We start from the raw sequence: 20794 nt of genomic DNA, 5'->3' as shown, positions 1-20794 counted from the left end.
GTAAAAAAGCGGATAAAATCCTATAGTGCAGATAAATCCCAATAAAAAAGATAAAATGATTATACTCCTTTGATTAAGTCCCATTATGTCAGTTTTTACAATTGAAGTAAATCAATATATTGGGTAAAATAAACGATGAATTTTGAACAATTGGGCGTTGCGCCGTGTTTTATTAAACGCCTTGAAACGCAAAACATAAAAGAAGCGACTGATATTCAATGTAAAGTGATCCCCCGCCTTTCCGCCGGTGAAAGCGTTTTTTTTACATCGGCAACGGGAACGGGCAAGACTTTTGCCTATCTTTTGCCGCTTTTAACCAATTTGCTCAAAAATGAAAAACCGGCTTTTGGACCGCGTATTTTGATTTTAGCGCCTACTCTGGAACTTTGTTCCCAGATTTTATCGGAACTGGAATTTCTTTTGGCGGATTCGCCCCTCCGCTCTTTCTTGGCGATTAGAAGCATCAGTCTTGACCGTCAAATTGAAAACATCAAAAAGATAAAACCTGATATTGTCGTAGGAAACCCAAACAGGCTCCTTCTTCTTGCCCAAAAAAAATTCCTTAAATTGAATAATCTGTATTCGTTGATTTTTGACGAAGCCGACCGTCTTGTAAGCGGCGAAATGATAGACGACACGGCGGAATTATTATCGCTAATCCGCAAATTCGCTAAAACAGATAAGATTCTTCTTGGCGCATGCTCCGCTACGATAAATAAAAAACACGCTGAAAAAGTACAAACCGTCTTTTTTGGCGACGGGGAGGGCAGGGGAGTCTCCTTTATTGAATCAGAAGACAATGAAATCCTGCGCGATAAAATTGAACACTGGGCTATTTTCAGCGAAAAACGCCGCAAAGATCAAACATTGCGCTCATTGTTAGCCGCCATTAAAACAAAAAAATCCCGCGTTAAGGCGCTGGTGTTCGCAAGCAAGGGCGATGAAGCGGCGATGGTTCTCTCGCGCCTCCAGTACCACCATGTTCCCGCCGCCGGACTTTTTGGAAAAGTTGGAAAAAATTCTCTCTCCGGCGCGGAACGCAAAGAGGCGCTCGATTTATTCAGAAGAGGAAGCGTTGACGTGCTAGTCTCCACAGACCTAGCGGCCCGCGGCCTGGATATTCCCGATATTACCCATGTCATCGCTCTTGACGTTCCTTCTGATGGTGAAGCGTACATACACCGCTGCGGCAGAACGGGACGCGCCGGAAAACGCGGCATAATGGTAACAATCGGCGATGAAACCCAGATGCGCCTTCTGTCCTCACTGGAAAAAAAGTTAAAGATTAGGATAAACCCAAAAGAATTGTACATGGGCCAAGTCTGCGTCCCTGAACTATAATTCGCAAGGACTCTCGCCAAGACTTCACACAAAGAACACAAAGGAAGAGAACAATGAGCAGTGAGAAATGAGCAGTGTGAAATGAGCAGTGAGAAATGAGCAGTGAGCAGTGGTTTATGTCCGTTATCTTATCGTTAAGCTAACGCATAGTCTTCGGACAATAATTCACTCTTCTCACTTCTCACTTCTCACTTTTCATTGCTCACTGCTCTCTTCCCTCTTCTTTGTGATCTTTGTACCTTTGTGATCTTTGTGTGAAATCTTTTCGTATTTAGTTAAGTTTAGTAATTAAGATTTTATCTATTCTGTTGCCGTCTTTGTCAATTACTTTAAATTTATAGCCTTGATAGTTAAAGCTGTCGCCGACGCGGGGGAGTTCTCCGGCAATGTACAGGATAAGGCCGGCAAGGGTGTGAAATTCTTTTTCTTCGCCAAAACCTGTAAGGCCCAATTCTTTCGCGGCGTCGTCAATGTTAAGAGTGCCGTCCGCGAGAAAACTGCCGTCTTCCTGGCGCAGAAGGGGCTGTTCTTTGGCGGCGGGGGCGGAAAGCTCACCTACGATTTCTTCAACTAACGTCGTTATGGAAATCAAGCCGGCTAATCCGCCGTATTCGTCCATGACAAACAGGAAGTTTGACTGCCCTTGCTTAAAAGATTCAAAAGCTTTAATGGCGGGCATTGTTTCGGGAACGAACTGCGCTTTTTTCATTATTGCGCGTAACCCGGCAGGCGCGCTGCGAAGGTAATCGAGGATAATGTCTTCCGTATAAACCGCGCCGACAATTTCATCGGGACTGGCGTTTACAACAGGGAAACATTTTTGTTTTCGGTACTCAATAGCCTTCTCGCGGATTTCATCATAGGGGGCGTTGATGTCCAGTAGTTGAATCTCAGAGCGGTGGGTCATAAAAGCGCGTAAAGGACGGTCGCCAAGATAAAAAACGCCTTCTACCATGCCGCGTTCACCGCTTTCAACAATGCCGGATTTTTCACCCTCAATAAGAGTGTTGCGTAATTCATCCTGAAGTTCTTCTTCGGTAATATTGCTGTCGTCAATTTCAGGGCGGACTTTTAAATTAAAAAATGAAGCAAACTTCATCGCCGGTATGGTCAAAGGCACCATTGGCAAGGAAAGAATTTTCATGACAGGCAGAAGGGAGGCGGTTATTTTTTCAGGCTTTGTGGCGGAAAGCAGTTTTGGAAGGCTGTCGCCAATTAATGTGATGATTACGCCTAAAATTATTGCGGATAACGCGGTGTAAATGTAAAACGGCGCAACAGAAGATTTATCGCCGTATCTAATAGGCATAAAAAGTATAATTATTACGGAAGAAAAAGCGGCAAGAACCTTGAGTATATTGCTCCATAAACGGCAGGAAAGCGATAACTTATGCGGATTTTCCAACGCTTTAAGAACGGCCTTGTATTGTTTTGAAGACTCTTTTTCAAGACGTGTTTTTCTGCATAAGTTTAATGCGGAATCAAATAACGAAAACACCCCGCTTAAAATGATTAGTACAAATGCGACTAATATTGAAACAGGCAGATAAGTGGTCATGCTAGTTGTTGATCTCCGAGCGGTTAAGCGGACGCACAATTGTCAGCACGTTAGGCGCCGTTTGCATCAGTTTTATTTTTCCGTCGGGAGTGAATTCGCCAAAAATCTGCACAATAGGGAAACGGGGGGTTTCCGGGTTTACGTCTACAACCTGTCCTTTTTTTCCGTTTGATAAAAGCACATAAAGCCCGATTGGGTAAATTGACAAAGACAGGACAAGCGCCCGCACAATCGTGTCGTCGTATTGTTTGCCTTCGTTCTTTAAAAGTTCAAGTATTCCCGTGTAGCCGTCTTTTGCTTCCTTGTGCGGCCTCTTGGAGCTTAACGCCTCGTAAGAGCAGGCGACGGCTATTATTTTTGAATATAGGCTGATTTTTTCACCTAACAATTTTCGCGGATAGCCTGTTCCGTTCTCACGCTCATGATGTTCAAGGGCGGACAAACATACGGGGAGGGAAAAATCAAGCGATTTAAGCATGCTGTAACCAAGAATAGGGTGGGTAAGAATGGCTTTTTGTTCCTGAGGATTAAGGGTTCTATGGCTTAAATAAATATTTGACGGTAATTTTAACATTCCCGCCTCGTGCATAAGAGCGGCGACTCCAAGCTCTATCAAACGGTAACTGGGCAGTTTTAGGTATGTGCCGATTATTATCGCGATTATAGTTGAGCGCACCGAATGGGTAGCAAGATAATTTTTCCCCTCCGCGGGCTCAATATTTTTTATAACTCTCATTAAAAAACGGCGGTCTTCTTTTATGTATTCAATTATTTCCTTTATTTTTTCAGATACGGTTTTTTCTTCAAGGTCATCGGATACGGACGCTTTAACGAACATATTTTCCACGAAGAAAAGGAAACTTGTATAAAAATCCTCGGCTTTTTTAAGCTTGTCTGAATCTGATTGCTGGGAAAGCCCTACTCCTTCTTCGGGAGCATTAGCGGTTGCCTCTCCGGTATTTGCATATTCTTTGCTGGAATCTCCTTCGCTGTAAACGGTCTTAATATTCCACTTTTTTAATAAATTTGTTAATTCTTCTGAAAAAGGCATTTCCGGAGCGGTAAGGATAAATGCCTTGTCAAGATAAACCGGTTTAGAGAAAAAAGAGTTGGGTTTTATTTCTTTTAATGCATATTCATTCATTCAATTTATCCCCCGGGCTAATTTAAGAACCCAACATCGTTGACGCAAAATAATCTTTCTATTATATTCATTACAAGGAGCATTTTCATTGAAGTTCAAATACTTGATAATAGCATTTTCCATTATAATCTCTATTGTCATCTTGGTCACCGCCTTATTGCCGTTGCTGTTGAACAGATCTGAATATGCGGTAAATTTTCGATTTGTCACTTTACCGCTATTGCTTATCATGGCTTTACTCCTTACCGGCATGAGTATATATTTCTTCATTAATTATCGGCTTTTTTCGCTTCTTGAAAGAGAGGATTGGCCTGCTCTGGCATATTATTTAGAACATAAAATATACGTAAAAAACGGATATTCAGAGCGAAATGTCCGGCTTTTAGCAAGCTCTTATCTGGTAATATCAGATTTTCAATCAGTTTTAAAATTGGAAGGCAAGGCCATTCTTGCCAAACCGTCTGTTGTTAATAAAAACATCCTGATTTTTGGCGCGGCAAGGGTTTTAAGCGGCAGTCATGCCGATGCGGTTACTTTTTTTAAAACGCATATGGAAAAATGCGAGAAGAAGGATAAAGAGTGGGTACGCTGGTTTTACGGTTTTTCGCAACTTTTAAGCGGAAGCTTTAATCAGGCTGAACCGGATTTTTCATCATTAGCCGTTTCTTCTGCAAATATTTTAATTACTGGGCTTTCAGCGTATTTTTTGCATAATTCAATAGAAAAACGTTCCTTAAACTCCGCTAAATGCCATGAAATAGCGGAAAATGGCCGCCAGCGCGTAGTAAATGCGGTTAAAACCGTTGGAAACTGGGTAAAAGAAGTCGAAAAAGTGGGAGCGGATATTCACATTGCCATAATAAGGAAGTACATTGATGAAGCCGGAAAATGGCTTTTTAGCAAGGATTAAGTAAAATGAAAAATATTGAAAAATCTTCAAAACTGGAAAATGTATGTTATGACATACGCGGACCTGTATTAAAAGAAGCAAAACGGCTTGAAGAAGAAGGGTTTAAGGTTATTAAACTCAATATAGGCAGTCCGGCCGCTTTTGGTTTAAATACGCCCGATGAAATTGTCCACGATATAATCGTAAATTTACCCAATGCCCAACCTTATGGCGACTCGCGAGGGCTTTTTTCCGCCCGTAAAGCCGTAATGCAGGATTTTCAATCCAAGGGAGTAATGGACGTAGGGATCGATGATATTTTCATAGGCAATGGGGTAAGCGAGCTTATATCGATGTCCATGCAGGCGCTCCTTGATTCCGGCGATGAAGTATTAATCCCAATGCCCGATTATCCGCTATGGACGGCTGCCGTAACTCTTGCAGGCGGCAAACCTGTTCATTATTTTTGCGATGAAGCCTCGGACTGGAATCCTGTTTTAGACGATATTCGCTCAAAAATTACCCCAAAAACCAAAGCGATTGTAGTGATCAATCCCAATAACCCGACAGGCGCGGTTTACGACCACTCTGTTTTAGAAGGTATCGCTAAAATTGCCAAAGAAAACGATTTAATCGTATATGCCGATGAAATTTACAGCCGTATCACTTATGATGACGCTATACATGTTCCCTTTTCCACAATAGAGCCGGATATTCTAACCGTCAGTTTTGACGGATTAAGCAAATCATGGCGCGCCACAGGTTTCCGCGCCGGTTGGATGGTTCTTTCCGGCAATAAAAAGTGCGCTTCAGATTATATCGATGGGCTTGATATGCTTGCCAATATGCGCCTATGCCCCAATATGCCAGCCCAATACGGTATTCAAACCGCTCTTGGCGGCTATCAGAGCATTAAAGACCTTATTCTTCCCGGCGGCAGATTACGCGAACAGAGGGACACGGCCTTTAAACTTGTCAATGAAATTCCCGGTCTTTCCGCGGTAAAACCCAAAGGCGCTCTTTATTGTTTCCCAAAAGTAGACATTAAACGCTTCAATATTACAAACGATGAAAAATTCATGCTCGATCTGCTACATAGCCAACATCTGCTCTTGGTTCATGGCACCGGCTTTAACTGGAAAGAGCCAGATCATTTCCGTATCGTCTTCCTCCCCGACAAAGACACCCTAACAGACGCAATGCGCCGATTAGGTATTTTCATGGAAAACTATAAACAGCTTTAAGAATTTTTCCCGAAGAATTTCTCACAAAGATCACTAAGGAAGAGAAGATCACAAAGAGGAGGGAGGAAGAGGTTAGCAATTAGCAGTGAGCAGTGAGCAATGAGCAGTGAGTTCACGCATAGCCTTCGGACAATAATCCTTGTCCGTTATCTTATCGTGAAACTCACGCATAAATAACGAACAACAACATTGCTCATTTCTCATTGCTAATTGTTTTCCCCCCTTCGTGATCTTTGTACCTTTGTGTTCTTTGTGTGAGGTCTTTTCGAAAAATTTAAGCCGTTAAAACCGAAAGCGGCACCACGTTCACGCCGTCTTTTCTTCGGGCGGCTAAGCCGTTAGCTGTAATTATTGTCAATGCGGCGGGCGGGCCCATTTTTTCCTGATCGATTTTTTTCGCGAAGGCAAGCAGATTTTTCGCCGCTTCGTCTTGGGCGCCGAATCCCATTTTCACTTCAAACGCCGCCCACTTTCCGTCGGGATACTCGATTATCGCGTCTGCTTCCATGTCTCTTGAATCGCGGTAATGGTAAACTTTTCCGTCATGCAAGCCGGCGTAAATTCTCAAGTCGCGGATGACAAGGGATTCAAATAAAAGGCCGAAATAGTTTAAATCAGAAACCAATTTTTTTGGCGAAATGCCAAGAATTCCCGTGGCGAGAGAAGGATCGGTAAAGTGCCGCTTTGGCGCTTTTCGCAACGTGTCGCTTGAACGAATGTGCGCCCTCCACGCGGGAAGGGGTTCAATTACCATGAGCCTTTCAAGCGCTTCAAGGTATTCGGCGACGGTTTCATTGTTTAATTGAGCCTGATTTCCCGCAGTATCTTTTGCCAGCGAAGAAAGCGACGCTTCTGTGGAAATATTTCTGGCAAGTGACTGCATCAGGCGCAAAAGTTTTTGCGGGTCTCTCCTTTTACCGCCGAACCTGTCAATGTCCACCTCCGCGATAAGCGCGATATAATCTTGCACATAACGCAAAGCGGCCTTGCTCCCCGCGCCGATAATTCCCGGCCAGCCGCCGATTATTATTTTTTCAGCAAGGGATTCCAGACTGAATTCAGCCTGTCCCGATGACGGCGCGCTACCATTCATTATTTTGGCAAGGCTTACCTCTCCGCTAGACCAGCCTTTTTCAAACAGCGACATTGGCCGCATTTTAATGATAGAAAATCGCCCTGCGCCGGAATGCAGCCTTGCCCGTTCTTCGGGATTGGCCGACCCGGTAAGGATAAACTGTCCTTTCTTTTTACGGTCGTCAACCTCACGCCTTACAAAGTTCCATATTTGAGGATATTCCTGCCATTCGTCAATTAACCGCGGGACAGGCCCTTTAAGCACAGATTTAGGGTCCAACTCCATTAAAGAGCGGATTTCCATGTCAGTATCAAGTCGTACAAGACTTTTCGCCGCCTGAACGGCAGTTTCTGTTTTTCCGCAGCTTTTTGGCCCCTGTATCAGAATAGCTCCTGATTCTTTCAATCTGCTTTGCAGTTCAATGTCCGCGAATCGTTTTAAATAATTGTCCATATAACCCCTTTAAATATAACACATCAACCCGAAAAATGTAAGCTTTTCAACCCGAAAAATATAACTTTTCTAACCCGAAAAATATAACTTTTCTAACCCGAAAAATATAACTTTTTTTCCCGAAGAATTTCTCACAAAGAACACTAAGGAAGAGAAGAACACAAAGAGGGATCAGGGGTTTTTGTCCGTTATCTTGTCGTGAAACTCACGCCCGGAAAATATAATTTTTTCAGCCTATTTAACTACACCTGTTTTATCCCCAAATACTAAAACTATTGATTAGGCGGGTACGCAAAGCCCTGTCGGAGGCGCACGGTGTGGATCGCAAAAACGGCCACGCCAAAGCGTGCGTCAATTAATGCCACAGCCGTCTAGCCTCCGGCGGGGTTTTGCGTACCCGCCTGAACAATAAATTTATTTAGGGATAAAAAAAAAGACGATGCGCCTGGACGTCAGGGTATAAACCCTATGCACACCGTCTGATATTTGAGAGGCTTTCCCTCCCGGTGATTTAAGTATCGGCTTAGTATTAATTGGACTTTAGCGGTTTGTATAATGAAGAATAATTCAATTTGTTATAATAAAAAACAAGAATTTTCTCTTGCCATTATTACCAAAAATGCTATAATATTACCTATGATTAATACACTCCCGCCCAACAGCGGCTGGAAAACATAAAAGAAATTTATCAATTTCACCAAAGCCTATTTTTTGGAATAGGTTTGTCAGGCGGGCGTATTATTAAAAGGAGTAAAATATGAAACGAATTTACTTGTTGTTTCTGTTGGCAACTCTTCTGTATGGATGTGCCACTACAAAGAAAAAGCCGACAGAGCCAGATGTTACAAGCCAGCCGGAGGAGCCGGCTAAAGTTGAAGAAACGGCAGAAGTTGCCGCACCGGAAGTTGAAGCGCCCCAAGCAGAAGATCCTCTTCCTGCGTTGAATCGCGGAAAAGAACTCTATGCCCAAGGTAAGTTTGATGAGGCAATAAATGAATTTAATAATACCATTACCATCAATAGCGATCTGGAAGAGGCGTATTTTTACCGGGGGCTTTCGTATTATGGCAAACAGGACTATGACCGGGCCATCGCGGATTATAACGAGGTGATACGGATTAATCCCGAGAATACGATTGTCTATAACAACCGTGGTCTTGCGTACTATGGCAAACAGGACTATGACCGTGCCATTTCGGATTATAATCAAGCGATACAGCTTAACGCTAATAACGCGATTGCCTTTAACAACCGTGGAGTCGCGTATAATGAAAAGAAAGACTATGATCGCGCGATCGCGGACTATAATCAGGCGATACAGCTTGACGCTAATTACGCGGATGCTTATTACAACCGCGGCAACGCGTACTATAACAAACAGGACTACGACAGGTCAATCGCGGACTATAACCAGGCGTTAAAGTTTAATTCCAATGACGCGTCCGCTTATTACAACCGCGGCGTCGCGTATAATGACAAGAAAGACTATGATAGGGCAATAGCAGACTTTAATCAGTCGATACAGCTTGCTCCCAATAATACGGATGCATATATCAACCGGGGCATCGCGTACAAAAACAAACAGGACTATGACCGCGCGATCGCGGACTATAATCAGGCGATACAGCTTAAATCCGATGACGCGGTTACCTATAATAACCGAGGCAACGCGTACAGAAACAAACAGGACTATGATCGCGCGATCGCTGACTATAACCAGGCGATAAAGCTTGACCCAAAATACGCGTCTGCCTATGTAAACCGCGGCATTGTATATGAAGACAATAAAAACGACTTAAACCGGGCAATTGCTGACTATGAAGCGGCGTTAAAAATAAATCCAAATGACGCCAATGTCAAACAGTATCTTGACGCGGCCAAGCAAAAACGGGGGAGATAAAAAGCAGTGAATAGTGAGTAGTGAGCAGTGAGCAATGAATAGTGAGTTTGTTGTTAGCAAGCGTAGCGTGTTGGTTCACGCGCAGATAACGAACAAAAATTCTTTTCATTTCTCACTGCTCACTTCTCACTGATCAAATAGCGCTTTTAATTCATCGTGAGTCATGCGGGCAAGCCAGGACTCGCCGGAACTGACTGTCATGTCGGCTAATTCCTGTTTGCTGGAAATCATTGCGTCTATTTTTTCTTCAAAACTGTTTTTAGTAATAAAGCGGTGGACAAAGACGTTGCGTTTCTGCCCGATGCGGAAGGCGCGGTCTGTCGCCTGATTTTCTACGGCGGGGTTGTACCATAAATCATAATGGATAACGCGGCTTGCGGCGGTCAGATTGAGGCCAAGGCCTCCCGCCCTTAAACTGACAAGCATTATCCGCGCCGCCGCGTCATTTTGAAACTTGTCAACAAGGCTCAAGCGGGTGTTCTGTCCAAGAGCGCCGTGGTAGACAAGCGCCGCCTCGCCCAGTTCTTTTTTGATGATTAATCGCAGGCAGTCAAGAGTCTCCACGTATTGGCTGAAAATTAAAACTTTTTCGCGGTTCGCGAGAATTTCTTCAAGCAGGGTGACAAGAAGCTGCGCCTTGCCTGAAAGTTCCGCTACGGCGGGGCTTTCCTTGTCGAAGACTCGCGGATGATCGCATATCTGTTTTAGAGAGGTGAGCATTTCAAGAATTAACGCTGAGCGTTCTTTGGCCTCGGCATTTTCAGATTTTCGTATGGATTCTGAAACAACGCTCTCGTACAGGGCAGCCTGCTCTTTTTCCAGTACGGCGTATTCATTGGTAACAATTTTTTCTGGCAGGTCTTTGATGATTTTTTTGTCTGTTTTAAGGCGCCTAAGAAGAAAAGGAGAGGTGATCTTTTTTAAGTTTTCCGCCTGCTGCCGGTTCCGCATAACTTCAATGGGTATGCGGTACTGTTCTTTAAATTGAGCGGCGTCTCCAAGATAGCCCGGCAGGATAAAGTCAAAAAGGGAACGTAAGTCTTCAAGACGGTTTTCAACGGGAGTTCCCGAAAGCGCAAGCCGGTATTGGGAACGAAGCTGTTTTATAGTGCGTGAAATGCGGGTGTCAGCGTTTTTCATTAAATGGGCTTCGTCAATAATTAACAGGGAAAAGGCTTCGTTCCTCAATTTTTCCGCGTCGCGCACGGCGGTTTGATAAGTGGTTAGAAATATATCGTGCTTTTTGTCAATAATGCGGCTCTTACCGTGATAGCGGGATACGCGAAGAGAGGGGGAAAAACGCCTCAGTTCCCTTTCCCAGTTGGCAAGGAGGGCGGCGGGCGCCACTACAAGGCATTTGTTTTTTAATAGCCCTTCTTCTTTTAGCCGCAGTATGGAGGCGATAGACTGAACGGTTTTTCCAAGACCCATGTCGTCGGCTAGTATGCAGCCGAAACCGGAAAATAATAGGGAGCATATCCAGTTAAAACCGCGCTTCTGGTACGGCCTTAACTGAGCTTTAAGCGCGTCTGGAATTGAAAATTTTTGTTCGCGGAAAATATTGTTGATTGTTTCCCGCGCGTCGAAGGCAAGAACGGAGTCTCCTGAAAAGTGCGCTTTTAAAAAATCGTTAAACCCAGGCGGCCCGTCTTTTGATTTTTTTAGCAGACGTGAAAATTCCTGCGGGTTCATTTTTACAAAACCGTCTTTAAAACGGACAAGGGCGCGTTTTTGTTTTACGAGCTTTTCAAATTCCTTCATGGACATCACTTCGTCGCCGATTGCTATTTGCCATTCAAATTCCTGCAAGGTGTTTAAATCAAGATAGGTTTTAAGCGATTTTTCCGAGGGACTCCCCTTGATCACCAAACGCGGTTTTAATTCTCTTGCGAGGGCTTTGGGAAGGTTGACTTTTATTCCCAACCGTTCAAGAAGCCCGGCGGCGGAATCTAAAAAAGAGACAAGGCGCTCTTCGGACAGCAGCGTTTGGGAACCGCCTGACTTTTTCATCGACGTTAGATCTTTTATCTCCGGCAGATAATTTGACAGGGCGACTGGAGCGCGTAACGCTTCCAAATCCTTGCATTGCCCAATGGGGATTTTTTTTGTTCCGTCTTCCTGTTCGACAATTACGTCCATGGAGAGGGCGAATTGCAATCTTTCGCCGTCCGCGGCGTTACCTGTCTTTTTTGCGCCTGACTCTTTTACGGTAAGCGCGTATTGATAAGCTGAGAAATCAATATGCAGTACCGACAACCAGCGGTCAATCGCGGTGGGCAGTGACCTTTGGGCGGGAGCGGAAACGTCAATGCGGAACCCCTGAAAAAACAAATTTAAAAGTTCGCGGTATTCTTCGTCATATCCATGTTTGTTAAAATTGCCCCGTACAAACAGAAATTTCCGCCTTACCCATTCGTTTAAAAACGAGCAAGATAAAAGATCAACCGCGCTTTGTCCGCTGATAATCCGCTCTTTTTTTCCGACGGTTTTTACCGTGAACATTCCGCGTTCACGGGAAGCTATTGCTTTTAAAATGCCGGAAACGGGAGGGACTGTTTCAAAAGGCCGCCAGACTATTTTTAAAGTTTCCTCTTCAGCTAACACAAAGGGGATGAAAGCGCCGGCTGATAAAACAAGGTTTAAAAATTTAAAAAGATAAAAAAGAAAAGCATAAGACTCAGTTCCGTCCTCGGCGGAAAATTGTACAAAATAATCAAAGGCTTCGTGCAGGCTATAACGATTTTTCCCGCCGTCAATGTCCTGCGCCTGCAAAAATATTTGCGCGCCCGGTTCAGGCGCGGCACAAAGCGCCGTCCAATGAGAGCGGGAAAAATCGTGTTCCATTTGCGCCAATGTTTTGTCGTCCTGTTCCGCCGATTGCCAGCCGTGGAAACTGCCGCAGTAGTGGTAAAATTCCGCCATGACTTGGGCAAAGTCTATGTCGCAGAACGGCGGAGAAGAGGGAAGCAGGGAACTGATAAGTTCGCCGCAGTGGGGAATTTCCTCAAATTCAAGGGGAGCGTCAGATTCGGCGCTGAGGGCTTGAGTATTTTTCTTTTCAGCGAATGTAATTGTAAAAGGCGGCGCGATTTTATGAACAGCGGCATTCCCGAACCTCTGCGCCAAATCCATGCCCCGCAGCCTGAAAAGCACGTGCGGGTCTGAATCAATTTCTCTCGCGATGATGTAGTACAGCGCCGCCATGTGTTTGCATGGGTCCCCGTAATCGGGACACGAGCAGGAACGCCGCATTTCGCTCCAGCGCCGGGGGATAAGGTTAATGCCCTTTTTTTTTAGTTTTTCCAAAAAGACTTGAGGCAATTCTCCGGCGGCAATGGCGGCAAGCAGTGGAGGATCGTTTTCTATTAATTTATAAACCTGTTCCGCTTCCGCCAGCGGAGGAAAAATTATTTCAACCTTGTAGAAAGGGCTGTAATTGCCTTCGACTTTCGCGCTTGCCCTGCCTTCGATTAATTCAAGGGAAAGCACCCTGCCGGCATTAGCGTACCTTCTGCCGCGGTCGAGCCGTTCCCCCATTTTGTAACTGTCAAGAACATCGATGAACCACGCTCCCCAGGGCGTGACGCCGTAGCGGCTTTTCATGGATAAAGTATATTATTTTTAAGTTTTATTGTCATGAAATTATCTTGACAATAGATACGAAAATGTATTACATTATTTGAGTGGAAGAACGCATTATTGTCTGGGATGAAGCAAAAAACGCCGAGAACAAACAAAAGCATAAAATCGGCTTTGAGGTTGCACAGTATGTGTTCTCCGATCAATTGCGAATATGGCGTTTTGACAGAAGCGAAAATAACACATCAGGCGAAGAACGATGGCAAACTATAGGTAAAGTCGGTAGAACCTTCTTTGTGGTTTATACGGAACAGGAAGAAGGGGATGTAAATATTACACGTATTTTATCTGCGCGGGAAGCAGAAAAACATGAGAGGAGGAGTAATAATGGGTACTATCAAATCGATAATAAAGGTTGGACAAAAAATACCTAAGGAAATCCTGAAACTGGCGAAAGAACAGGTCAGGGAAGCGCGAAAAGCGCCTAAAGTTTATGATCCTGAATGTCCGCCTTCCAAACCGGACGCGCTCGCTGAGTTTGCGGCTATGGCGCGGGATTTACGAAAAAAAAATCGGAATCCTTCTCCAGTAGTCGCGCTTAGAATCAAGCCAGATGTCCTGTTAAAATACAAGGCTCTTGGCAGAGGTTATACCGGCATCATGGCTGATGTTTTAAATTACGCTGCTGACAATCCGGAGATACTTAGTAAAGTACACACATGAGAATTTCTTCCGAATACTGTTATTTTACCTTGACAAAATGGCAATTTGAAGGTATATTGGTTTCAGGCGTTTGGCGGGAATGTTATTTTTGTTGAATGTCTGTAATAAAATAACCCAAAATAGGGAGGCCAGCGTATGGCAAAAGTAGAGTTGAAAAACATTTCTAAAGTGTATGATGGAGGCGTTCGTGCGGTTGATAACGCCAATATCACAGTCGAAGACAAGGAATTTGTCGTTCTTGTAGGACCGTCCGGTTGCGGTAAATCTACCACACTCCGTATGGTCGCCGGTCTTGAGGATATTACCGAAGGGGAACTCCTTATTGACAGCGAAAAAATGAACGATGTTCCGCCCAAGGACAGGAATATCGCGATGGTATTCCAGAATTACGCCCTTTATCCCCATATGTCAGTCTATGAAAACATGGCGTTTGGTTTGAGAATTAAAAAAGTTCCAAAAGCCGAAATTGACAGGCGCGTGCATGAAGCCGCGGTTACCCTTGACATCGAAAAATTCCTTGATCGCAAGCCAAAAGCTCTCTCAGGCGGTCAGAGACAGCGTGTCGCTGTAGGTCGCGCTATTGTCCGTAACCCCAAGGTATTCCTCTTTGACGAGCCTCTTTCCAACCTTGACGCGAAATTGCGCGTACAGATGAGGGCGGAACTTTCTGACCTGCACTTGCGCCTGAACGCGACTATGATCTATGTTACGCACGACCAGGTTGAAGCCATGACGATGGCGAACAAAATCGTTGTAATGAAAGACGGAAAAGTCCAGCAGATTGGCTCTCCTTTATTCCTGTATAATTATCCAATTAACAAGTTTGTAGCCGGATTTATCGGCTCTCCTCCGATGAACTTCCTCAATGTAAAGGTGAAAGAAGACGGCAGTTCCATTGTTTTGGACGAAGGTTCATTCAAAATTAAAGCCGATCCGTCTCATATTGAACATCTTAGAAAATATGTTGGAAAAGAAGTATTTTTTGGCATTCGCCCGGAAGACATGACTTATGTTGAAAAAGAAAGCAGCAACACTATGACCCTAAAAGTAACGGTAGTTGAGCCGTTGGGCGCCGATATCCACTTATGGCTTACGACTGAGACCCAACCGCTTGTAGCCCGTACCGAGCCTAACCACGTTTTCAAAGTAGGAGACACCGCGATATTTACCCCCAGAATGGAAAAAGCCCGTTATTTCGATAAAGAAACCGAGTTGGCGATTATCCCATCTCTAGAGTGAAAATCCCTCTAAGTTAATTAAAACTGTAGATGGCAACATCTACAGTTTTTTTTTGATTTATATCGCCAAAAACTCACACTAAGATCACAAAGAGACAAAGATCACGAAGAAAAGAGAAGAGGGGGTTTTTGTCCGTTATCTTATCGTGAAATCCACGCTTAGCCTTCGGACAAGAACCCCTGATTCCTCTTTGTGATCTTTGTTCCTTCATGCTCTTTGTGAGAGCCTTGGCGAATAAACCTATCTATGCGCTCTACGGAAACTTTCGGAAAAGTTGTTTGCGCTGATGCTTCTGATTATTCCGCCGCCCTGGTTGCGGTATTTTCCGGGGCTTATGCCGGTGTAGGCTTTGAATTTCTTGGAAAACCAACTTTGATCTTCAAAACAGCAACAGGCGGCAATTTCGCTGAGCGACATGTCCGTATCCAACAGCAAATGGCTTGCCTTTTCTACCCTTAACCTGTTCAGGTATTTGGACAGGTTTTCGCCCATTTCTTCCTTGAAAATGGTGCTGAAATAGGGGGGAGAAAGACCGGCTACTGTGGAAATCTCCTTTAGGCTTATCTTTCTGGTGAAATTTTCCAGAATGAAATTTTCCGCTTTTCTGAGAGCCGCGGCGTGCGGGATTCCACGGTAGGAAGAGATAGTCTCCGATACGCGGTCGACTATGTTGTGTAAAATGTCGGTCAGCTCTTCAACGTTTTTCGCTTCCTGTACCATTCTTAGGTTTAGATTGTTAATTTCCATGGAAAGCGCCCCGCTTTTTTCAGGGTTTATTTCCACTCTGGAAATGAGGACTACAAGCTCAATTACCCTTAATTGAACATACTTAAATTGTCCCGGATTGGAAAAAAATAACATCGCGAGCAGTTCATTAAGCATCTTTTTCGCCTCTACGGGATCGCCCTTGCGTAAGGTTGCCATGAACAATTTTTCCTTTTCAATAGGATAACCCGGTTTTTCGGCATTTGCCGGGTATTGCAGTTTTAATGTTTCAATAATCCTGGAAATCGCTTCCTGCTGCTGGGCTCTTCGTTTTATTGTTTCGTGGTAATCTTCGCTTCCGGAAGACAGGGACTCCGTACATAGCTGCATCATCTCCGCCAAAGACTGGACTTTATCCCCGTCCGCTGCCGGAAACGAATTGACGCGCCCCTTAAATTCATCTTTCGATACTTCGTCATTGCACATAACAAAAGTATCATTGGAATTCGAAAAAAAGTCAATGGTTTTTTTGTTTTCCGTAAAAAAACCTGATCCCCTGATAGCCCCTGATAACACTCCCTCGGTATATATAGGGCTTATCCAGAAAAGAACGCCCAGTCCGCATTGATAAATGTGGCATTTACCCTTCCTGCTTGCCTCATTTAGCGCCTCAACATGCATTTCATGGCATGGATATTCGTCTTTTTTGTCTTTATTGGAGCAAAATTTCGAGCAAAATTGGCAAATTTTCGTTTCTGGACAGCGATCAGTCCCAAAAGAAGCCGGAAAATACGGCTTACATTCCTTGTTGTAAATACATATGCTGCTTCCCGTAGCCTGATTGTAATCAAACATGATTTTTTCGGCTTTTTCCGTCAAATTATCGTTATTGATCTGTAAATTTTTATTCTCTTTCATAAAATCACCTATTTTTCCCCGCCTAACCCATGATATTTCCGTCCGCGATTATGCCGCGTTCCCGGTATTTCCCAGGGGTTAATCCTGTAAAATTCTTGAATATTTTTGAGAACCAGCTTTGATCCTCAAAACCGCACGCAAAAGTTATCTCATTTATTGGCAAATTTGTCGTCACCAGCATTCCGGCGGCTTTTTCCACCCTAAGCCGGTTAAGGTAATTTGAGAGGTTTTCCCCCATTTCTTCCTTAAAAATCATGCTTAAATACGGGGCGGAAAGCCCTGACGCGTTTGCTATTTCCTTTAAACTGAGCTTTCTTGTGTAATGTTTCCAAATATAACTTTCAGCCTTTTTTAGCGCCGAAAAATGACGCACCCCGTGAAATGAAAAGATCATGCCAGACATTTTGTCCGTTATAGTGGAAAGGATTTCCTTAATTCCGTCAAACGTCGTACATTCTTCTATTTTTTTCATGCAGCGGTTTGTATTTTCTAAAGATGTATTATCCGTTATATCCTTTGGATCGGACACCGCCCTTGAAAGCAAAACCGCCAATTCCAGGGCTTTAAGGCGGAAAGCTTGAAAATTTCCCCTTACTTCCTGATAAATAATATTTAGCAGTTTGACTAGAATTTTCTGCCCTTCTTCCTTATCTCCTCGGCGAAGACAGGCTAAAAGCATCCGCTCGGTGTCCAACTGACAGGCGTATTTTTCGATATTTTGTTTTTGCTGCGTTGTTGACGAAGTCTCTATATTGTCAGTATTTATTGACACTATGTTCTTTTGGATTGGATTAAAGCGCGACAGGTGATTAGCGCATAAAAGCATGATCTGGGCGAGCGCCTGCACTTTGTCGTTATTTTTTTCCGATTCTTCGATCCCGCCTGAAAAAAGCGCTCCGGCAAGCCTTTCGCCGGAATAAAAAGGGCTGGTCCAAAAAACCAGTTTTTTAAGGCATATATAAATATATGAACCGCCGAACTGCCTTGCCTTATTTACCGCTTCAGTATGAAGATACGCGCATTTTTCTTTTATATCGGCGCGGGCTCTTTGGCTGCAATGGCTGCAAATTAAGTTGTGATCGATTGATTCAGGCTCCATAACGCATGCCCGGCAATTAGAGGCTTTTTCATAATGTTTAACAATCCTGTTTGCTTTTATCAGCAATGGATCTAATTCCCTTCTTTGAATTAAATTCAGTCCTGACATATTTTGTTCTCCTAATAAAACAGATAATCGGTATTAAATACCGCTTATCAATAAATCTAAGATAATGAGTGGAACAAAATACACCCTATATGTAAAAAAGTATCAAAGAAAATTGTCCAGATATTGTCTTTTTTTTTAGTATGTAGAATTATTAACGGGAAATGTTTATACTATTTAGCGTATAGTTAATATTTGGTAAGTATACTGTTTGTATATGGTTAGCGTAAGGTTAGCGTATGATTTATAAAGAAATAAAAGAAACTCTTGATAAAATGATTCTTTCCGCATCAGGGTGGAGGGGCGTATTTGCCGACGGGGAAGAAAGCCGCTCGGATAAAATTTCTAAAGCGCATAATATTATTTGCGCCTGCGCGGCTTTTGTTTTTGCCGAATATTTAAAATGCGGAGGTGATGACCGCTCTCCTATTATTCTTTTCGGTACTGATACCCGCCCCACCGGAAAAGCTATTGCTGACGCGATGCTCCCCGTCCTTTTGGCCTGCGGCTGTGACGCGCAATACGCCGGAATAACCGCAGCGCCTGAAATTATGGCGTGGGCAAAAAGCCTTGACGTTCCGGAGAGTGAAGAGAAGGCAACGCAAGCAAATAACGTAAACGCCGGTTTTATTTACATTTCCGCAAGCCACAATCCAATCGGCCATAACGGGATTAAATTCGGTCTTACGGACGGCGGAGTGCTGGCGGCTGAAGAATCGGCCAAACTTATCGCCGCTTTTCGCGCCTTTCTGGAAAAAGAAGATTGCGTTAAAAAAATTGAAAAACTTTTTTCAGCCGCCGATACCGGACAAATTAAAAAAGTTTTTGCCTGTGAAAAAAACGCGAAAGCGCGGGCTCTAAAAGCGTACTATGACTTTTGCGGCGATGTAGCGTGGGGCGCAAACTTAGGCGCTTGCGACATGGGCGTTTCCGCCGCGATGAAAGACGGTCTTTTAAAAAAGCCACTTGGGATAGTTTGTGATTTTAATGGCAGCGCAAGGACGGTTTCTGTCGATAAAGATTTCTTTACTGCTCTTGGCGTCAAGTTTGAATGTATCAATGACAAACCGGGACAGATTGCACACCGCATTGTGCCTGAGGGGGAGTCTCTTATTCCCTGTTGCAAGTTGCTGGAAGATGCCCATAAGCGCGACAGCTCATTTATTCTTGGATATGTTCCCGACTGCGACGGCGACAGGGGGAACCTTGTTATATGGGACGATACTGAAAATAAGGCGCGCCCTCTTGAAGCGCAGGAAGTATTCGCCCTTGCCTGTACCGCTGAATTTTCCCAACTTGTTTGGACGCGGGAGTTTATTCCCAAAGAACTGTCCTGCTGTTTTACCGGCAGTTATGCGAAAGCTGCCGTAGCTGTTAATGATCCTACTTCCATGCGAATAGACAAAATCGCCAAAGCCTTTGGTATTTCCGTCTTCCGCGCCGAAGTAGGCGAGGCTAACGTAGTCTCTCTTGCCCGTAATCTTAGAGAAGAAGGCTACCTAGTGCGTATTTTAGGCGAAGGTTCGGCAGGCGGTAATATAACCCATCCGTCTGCAGTCCGCGATCCTGTCAGCACCGTCCTTGCCGTCGCTAAAATGCTTTCCATAAGTTCCACGGTTGACAGGAGCGGTCTTTTTGAAATATGGTTGCGTCTTTCCAATCAGACGGAAAAATACCGCGAAGATTTTACGCTTGCGGATATTATCGCGAGTTTGCCGCCGTTTGTGACCACTCCCGTATATAACAAGGACGCGGTTTTGCAGATAAAAACAAAAGATCACGGTGAATTGAAAAACAGGTATCAAGAAGTGTTTTTACGGGAGTGGGATAAGCGAAAAGAACAATTAAAACAGCGTTTTGGTATTTGTAGTTGGGAAGCTATCGCGTACAATGGAACGGCGGAGAAGCGAAATTTGACCCGCTTTGGAGAAGCCGGTAGGGGAGGGTTGAAAATTCTTTTTTTTAACGGAGATGGAACAGGGACGGCGTATATTTGGATGAGAGGTTCCGCCACGGAGCCTGTTTTTCGCGTCATGGCGGACGCTGAGGGAGCCGATGTAGGGGTTGAGAGGTTCTTGCTTGATTGGCAAAGAAAGATGATAATGGAAGCGGCGCCCAATGAAGCACCGCGTGAAGCGGTGTGGATGAATAAAATCAGCACGGCGTAGCGCTAAATAAAAGTTGAAAGGATGAATAATGCGCGACAGCTTTAGCTGGAGCAGTGCGCTCGGGATACAACTAATAAATAGAGATTTTTAATAAGGAGTAAATTATGGGCGTAAGAGGTGAGATTTTTTCTAATAGAGTGATATTGCCTAACAGGACATATTTTTTCAATGTTAAGGAAAATCGCATGGGCGACTTATATCTCAACATTGTGGAGAGCAAGAATCGCGATAACGGAGGCTTTGACAGGCAGTCGGTTATTCTGTTTGCCGATGATTTACAGGCGTTTCTTGGCGGATTTGAAGAATCTTTAAAAGTACTGGAAAAAGCGGTACGTGAGAAAAAACATTCAGGGGTCGCTAAACGCGAAAATAAAACGCAAGATTTCACACAAAGAACACAAAGAGACAAAGATCACAAAGGGGGGAAGAATGGTTATCGTCCGAAAGTTGTACGTGAGTTTCACGATAAGACGGCGGACAAGAATCTTCGTCCGAAGGTTGCGCGTGAGTTTCACGATAAGACGGCGGACAAGAATCTTCGTCCGAGGGCTGCGCGTGAGTTTCACGACAAGACATCGGACAAGCATCTTCGTCCGAGGGCTGTACGTGAGTTTCACGATAAGTCAACGGACAAAAACCCCTGATTCTTCTTTG

At 44.2% G+C, this 20794-nt stretch carries 15 protein-coding genes; 9 read left to right on the top strand and 6 right to left on the bottom strand.

Annotated features, from left to right (window positions below; translation table 11 throughout):
* Positions 1–135: 135 nt before the first annotated feature.
* Positions 136–1341, top strand: coding sequence for a DEAD/DEAH box helicase (locus ACYVRA_RS10360; protein ID WP_461252625.1), 1206 nt, complete (start codon positions 136–138; stop codon positions 1339–1341).
* Positions 1342–1612: 271 nt separating this feature from the next.
* Here ACYVRA_RS10360 and ACYVRA_RS10355 read toward each other — a convergent pair whose 3' ends face one another.
* Together ACYVRA_RS10355 and ACYVRA_RS10350 are read right to left on the bottom strand one after the other, a co-directional pair.
* Positions 1613–2899, bottom strand: a complete 1287-nt coding sequence (locus ACYVRA_RS10355) for a hemolysin family protein (protein WP_461252624.1) — start codon at positions 2897–2899, stop codon at positions 1613–1615.
* A gap of 1 nt (position 2900) precedes the next feature.
* Entirely contained in the window at positions 2901–4043 is a 1143-nt protein-coding gene (locus ACYVRA_RS10350) for an HD-GYP domain-containing protein (protein ID WP_461252623.1), read from the bottom strand.
* A gap of 229 nt (positions 4044–4272) precedes the next feature.
* Here ACYVRA_RS10350 and ACYVRA_RS10345 point away from each other — a divergent pair, with 229 nt between their 5' ends.
* On the top strand, positions 4273–4953 hold the full coding sequence (locus ACYVRA_RS10345; RefSeq protein WP_461252622.1) for a hypothetical protein: 681 nt from the start codon (positions 4273–4275) through the stop codon (positions 4951–4953).
* Positions 4954–4958: 5 nt separating this feature from the next.
* Entirely contained in the window at positions 4959–6176 is a 1218-nt protein-coding gene (locus ACYVRA_RS10340) for a pyridoxal phosphate-dependent aminotransferase (protein ID WP_461252621.1), read from the top strand.
* Between the two features lie 274 nt (positions 6177–6450).
* Here the strand turns inward: ACYVRA_RS10340 and ACYVRA_RS10335 are convergent, their stop codons facing one another.
* Positions 6451–7704 (bottom strand): ATP-binding protein, encoded by a 1254-nt coding sequence (locus ACYVRA_RS10335; protein WP_461252620.1) that lies wholly within the window; start codon positions 7702–7704, stop codon positions 6451–6453.
* Positions 7705–8461: 757 nt separating this feature from the next.
* Between ACYVRA_RS10335 and ACYVRA_RS10330 the strand changes: the two genes are divergently transcribed.
* A complete protein-coding gene (locus ACYVRA_RS10330) occupies positions 8462–9604 on the top strand; it encodes a tetratricopeptide repeat protein (protein WP_461252619.1) in 1143 nt (380 codons plus the stop codon).
* Positions 9605–9730: 126 nt separating this feature from the next.
* On the opposite strand, the gene ACYVRA_RS10325 is transcribed toward ACYVRA_RS10330, so the two are convergent.
* Positions 9731–13207, bottom strand: a complete 3477-nt coding sequence (locus ACYVRA_RS10325; RefSeq protein ID WP_461252618.1) for an SNF2-related protein — start codon at positions 13205–13207, stop codon at positions 9731–9733.
* Between the two features lie 80 nt (positions 13208–13287).
* Here ACYVRA_RS10325 and ACYVRA_RS10320 point away from each other — a divergent pair, with 80 nt between their 5' ends.
* The 3 genes from ACYVRA_RS10320 to ACYVRA_RS10310 all read left to right on the top strand — a co-directional run bounded on the left by ACYVRA_RS10320 (position 13288) and on the right by ACYVRA_RS10310 (position 15145).
* Entirely contained in the window at positions 13288–13617 is a 330-nt protein-coding gene (locus tag ACYVRA_RS10320; protein ID WP_461252617.1) for a BrnT family toxin, read from the top strand.
* Entirely contained in the window at positions 13571–13906 is a 336-nt protein-coding gene (locus tag ACYVRA_RS10315; RefSeq protein WP_461252616.1) for a BrnA antitoxin family protein, read from the top strand. The genes ACYVRA_RS10320 and ACYVRA_RS10315 overlap by 47 nt, the downstream gene beginning before the upstream one ends.
* Before the next feature lie 135 nt (positions 13907–14041).
* Positions 14042–15145: an ABC transporter ATP-binding protein gene (locus ACYVRA_RS10310; protein ID WP_461252615.1), complete on the top strand. Its 1104-nt coding sequence runs from the start codon at positions 14042–14044 to the stop codon at positions 15143–15145.
* A gap of 240 nt (positions 15146–15385) precedes the next feature.
* Here ACYVRA_RS10310 and ACYVRA_RS10305 read toward each other — a convergent pair whose 3' ends face one another.
* Entirely contained in the window at positions 15386–16768 is a 1383-nt protein-coding gene (locus tag ACYVRA_RS10305; RefSeq protein WP_461252614.1) for a helix-turn-helix domain-containing protein, read from the bottom strand.
* Between the two features lie 22 nt (positions 16769–16790).
* A complete protein-coding gene (locus tag ACYVRA_RS10300) occupies positions 16791–17975 on the bottom strand; it encodes a helix-turn-helix domain-containing protein (RefSeq protein WP_461252613.1) in 1185 nt (394 codons plus the stop codon).
* A 236-nt stretch (positions 17976–18211) separates the two neighbouring features.
* On the opposite strand from ACYVRA_RS10300, the gene ACYVRA_RS10295 reads away from it, so the two are divergent.
* Together ACYVRA_RS10295 and ACYVRA_RS10290 are read left to right on the top strand one after the other, a co-directional pair.
* Entirely contained in the window at positions 18212–20140 is a 1929-nt protein-coding gene (locus tag ACYVRA_RS10295; protein WP_461252612.1) for a phosphatidylglycerol lysyltransferase, read from the top strand.
* A 104-nt stretch (positions 20141–20244) separates the two neighbouring features.
* Positions 20245–20784, top strand: coding sequence for a DUF3276 family protein (locus tag ACYVRA_RS10290; protein WP_461252611.1), 540 nt, complete (start codon positions 20245–20247; stop codon positions 20782–20784).
* Positions 20785–20794: the final 10 nt, after the last annotated feature.

Source organism: Treponema sp. R8-4-B8, from assembly GCF_054786175.1.
Note: the sequence above shows the minus strand (reverse complement) of the source record. Positions and strands in the feature narration are given on the sequence as shown.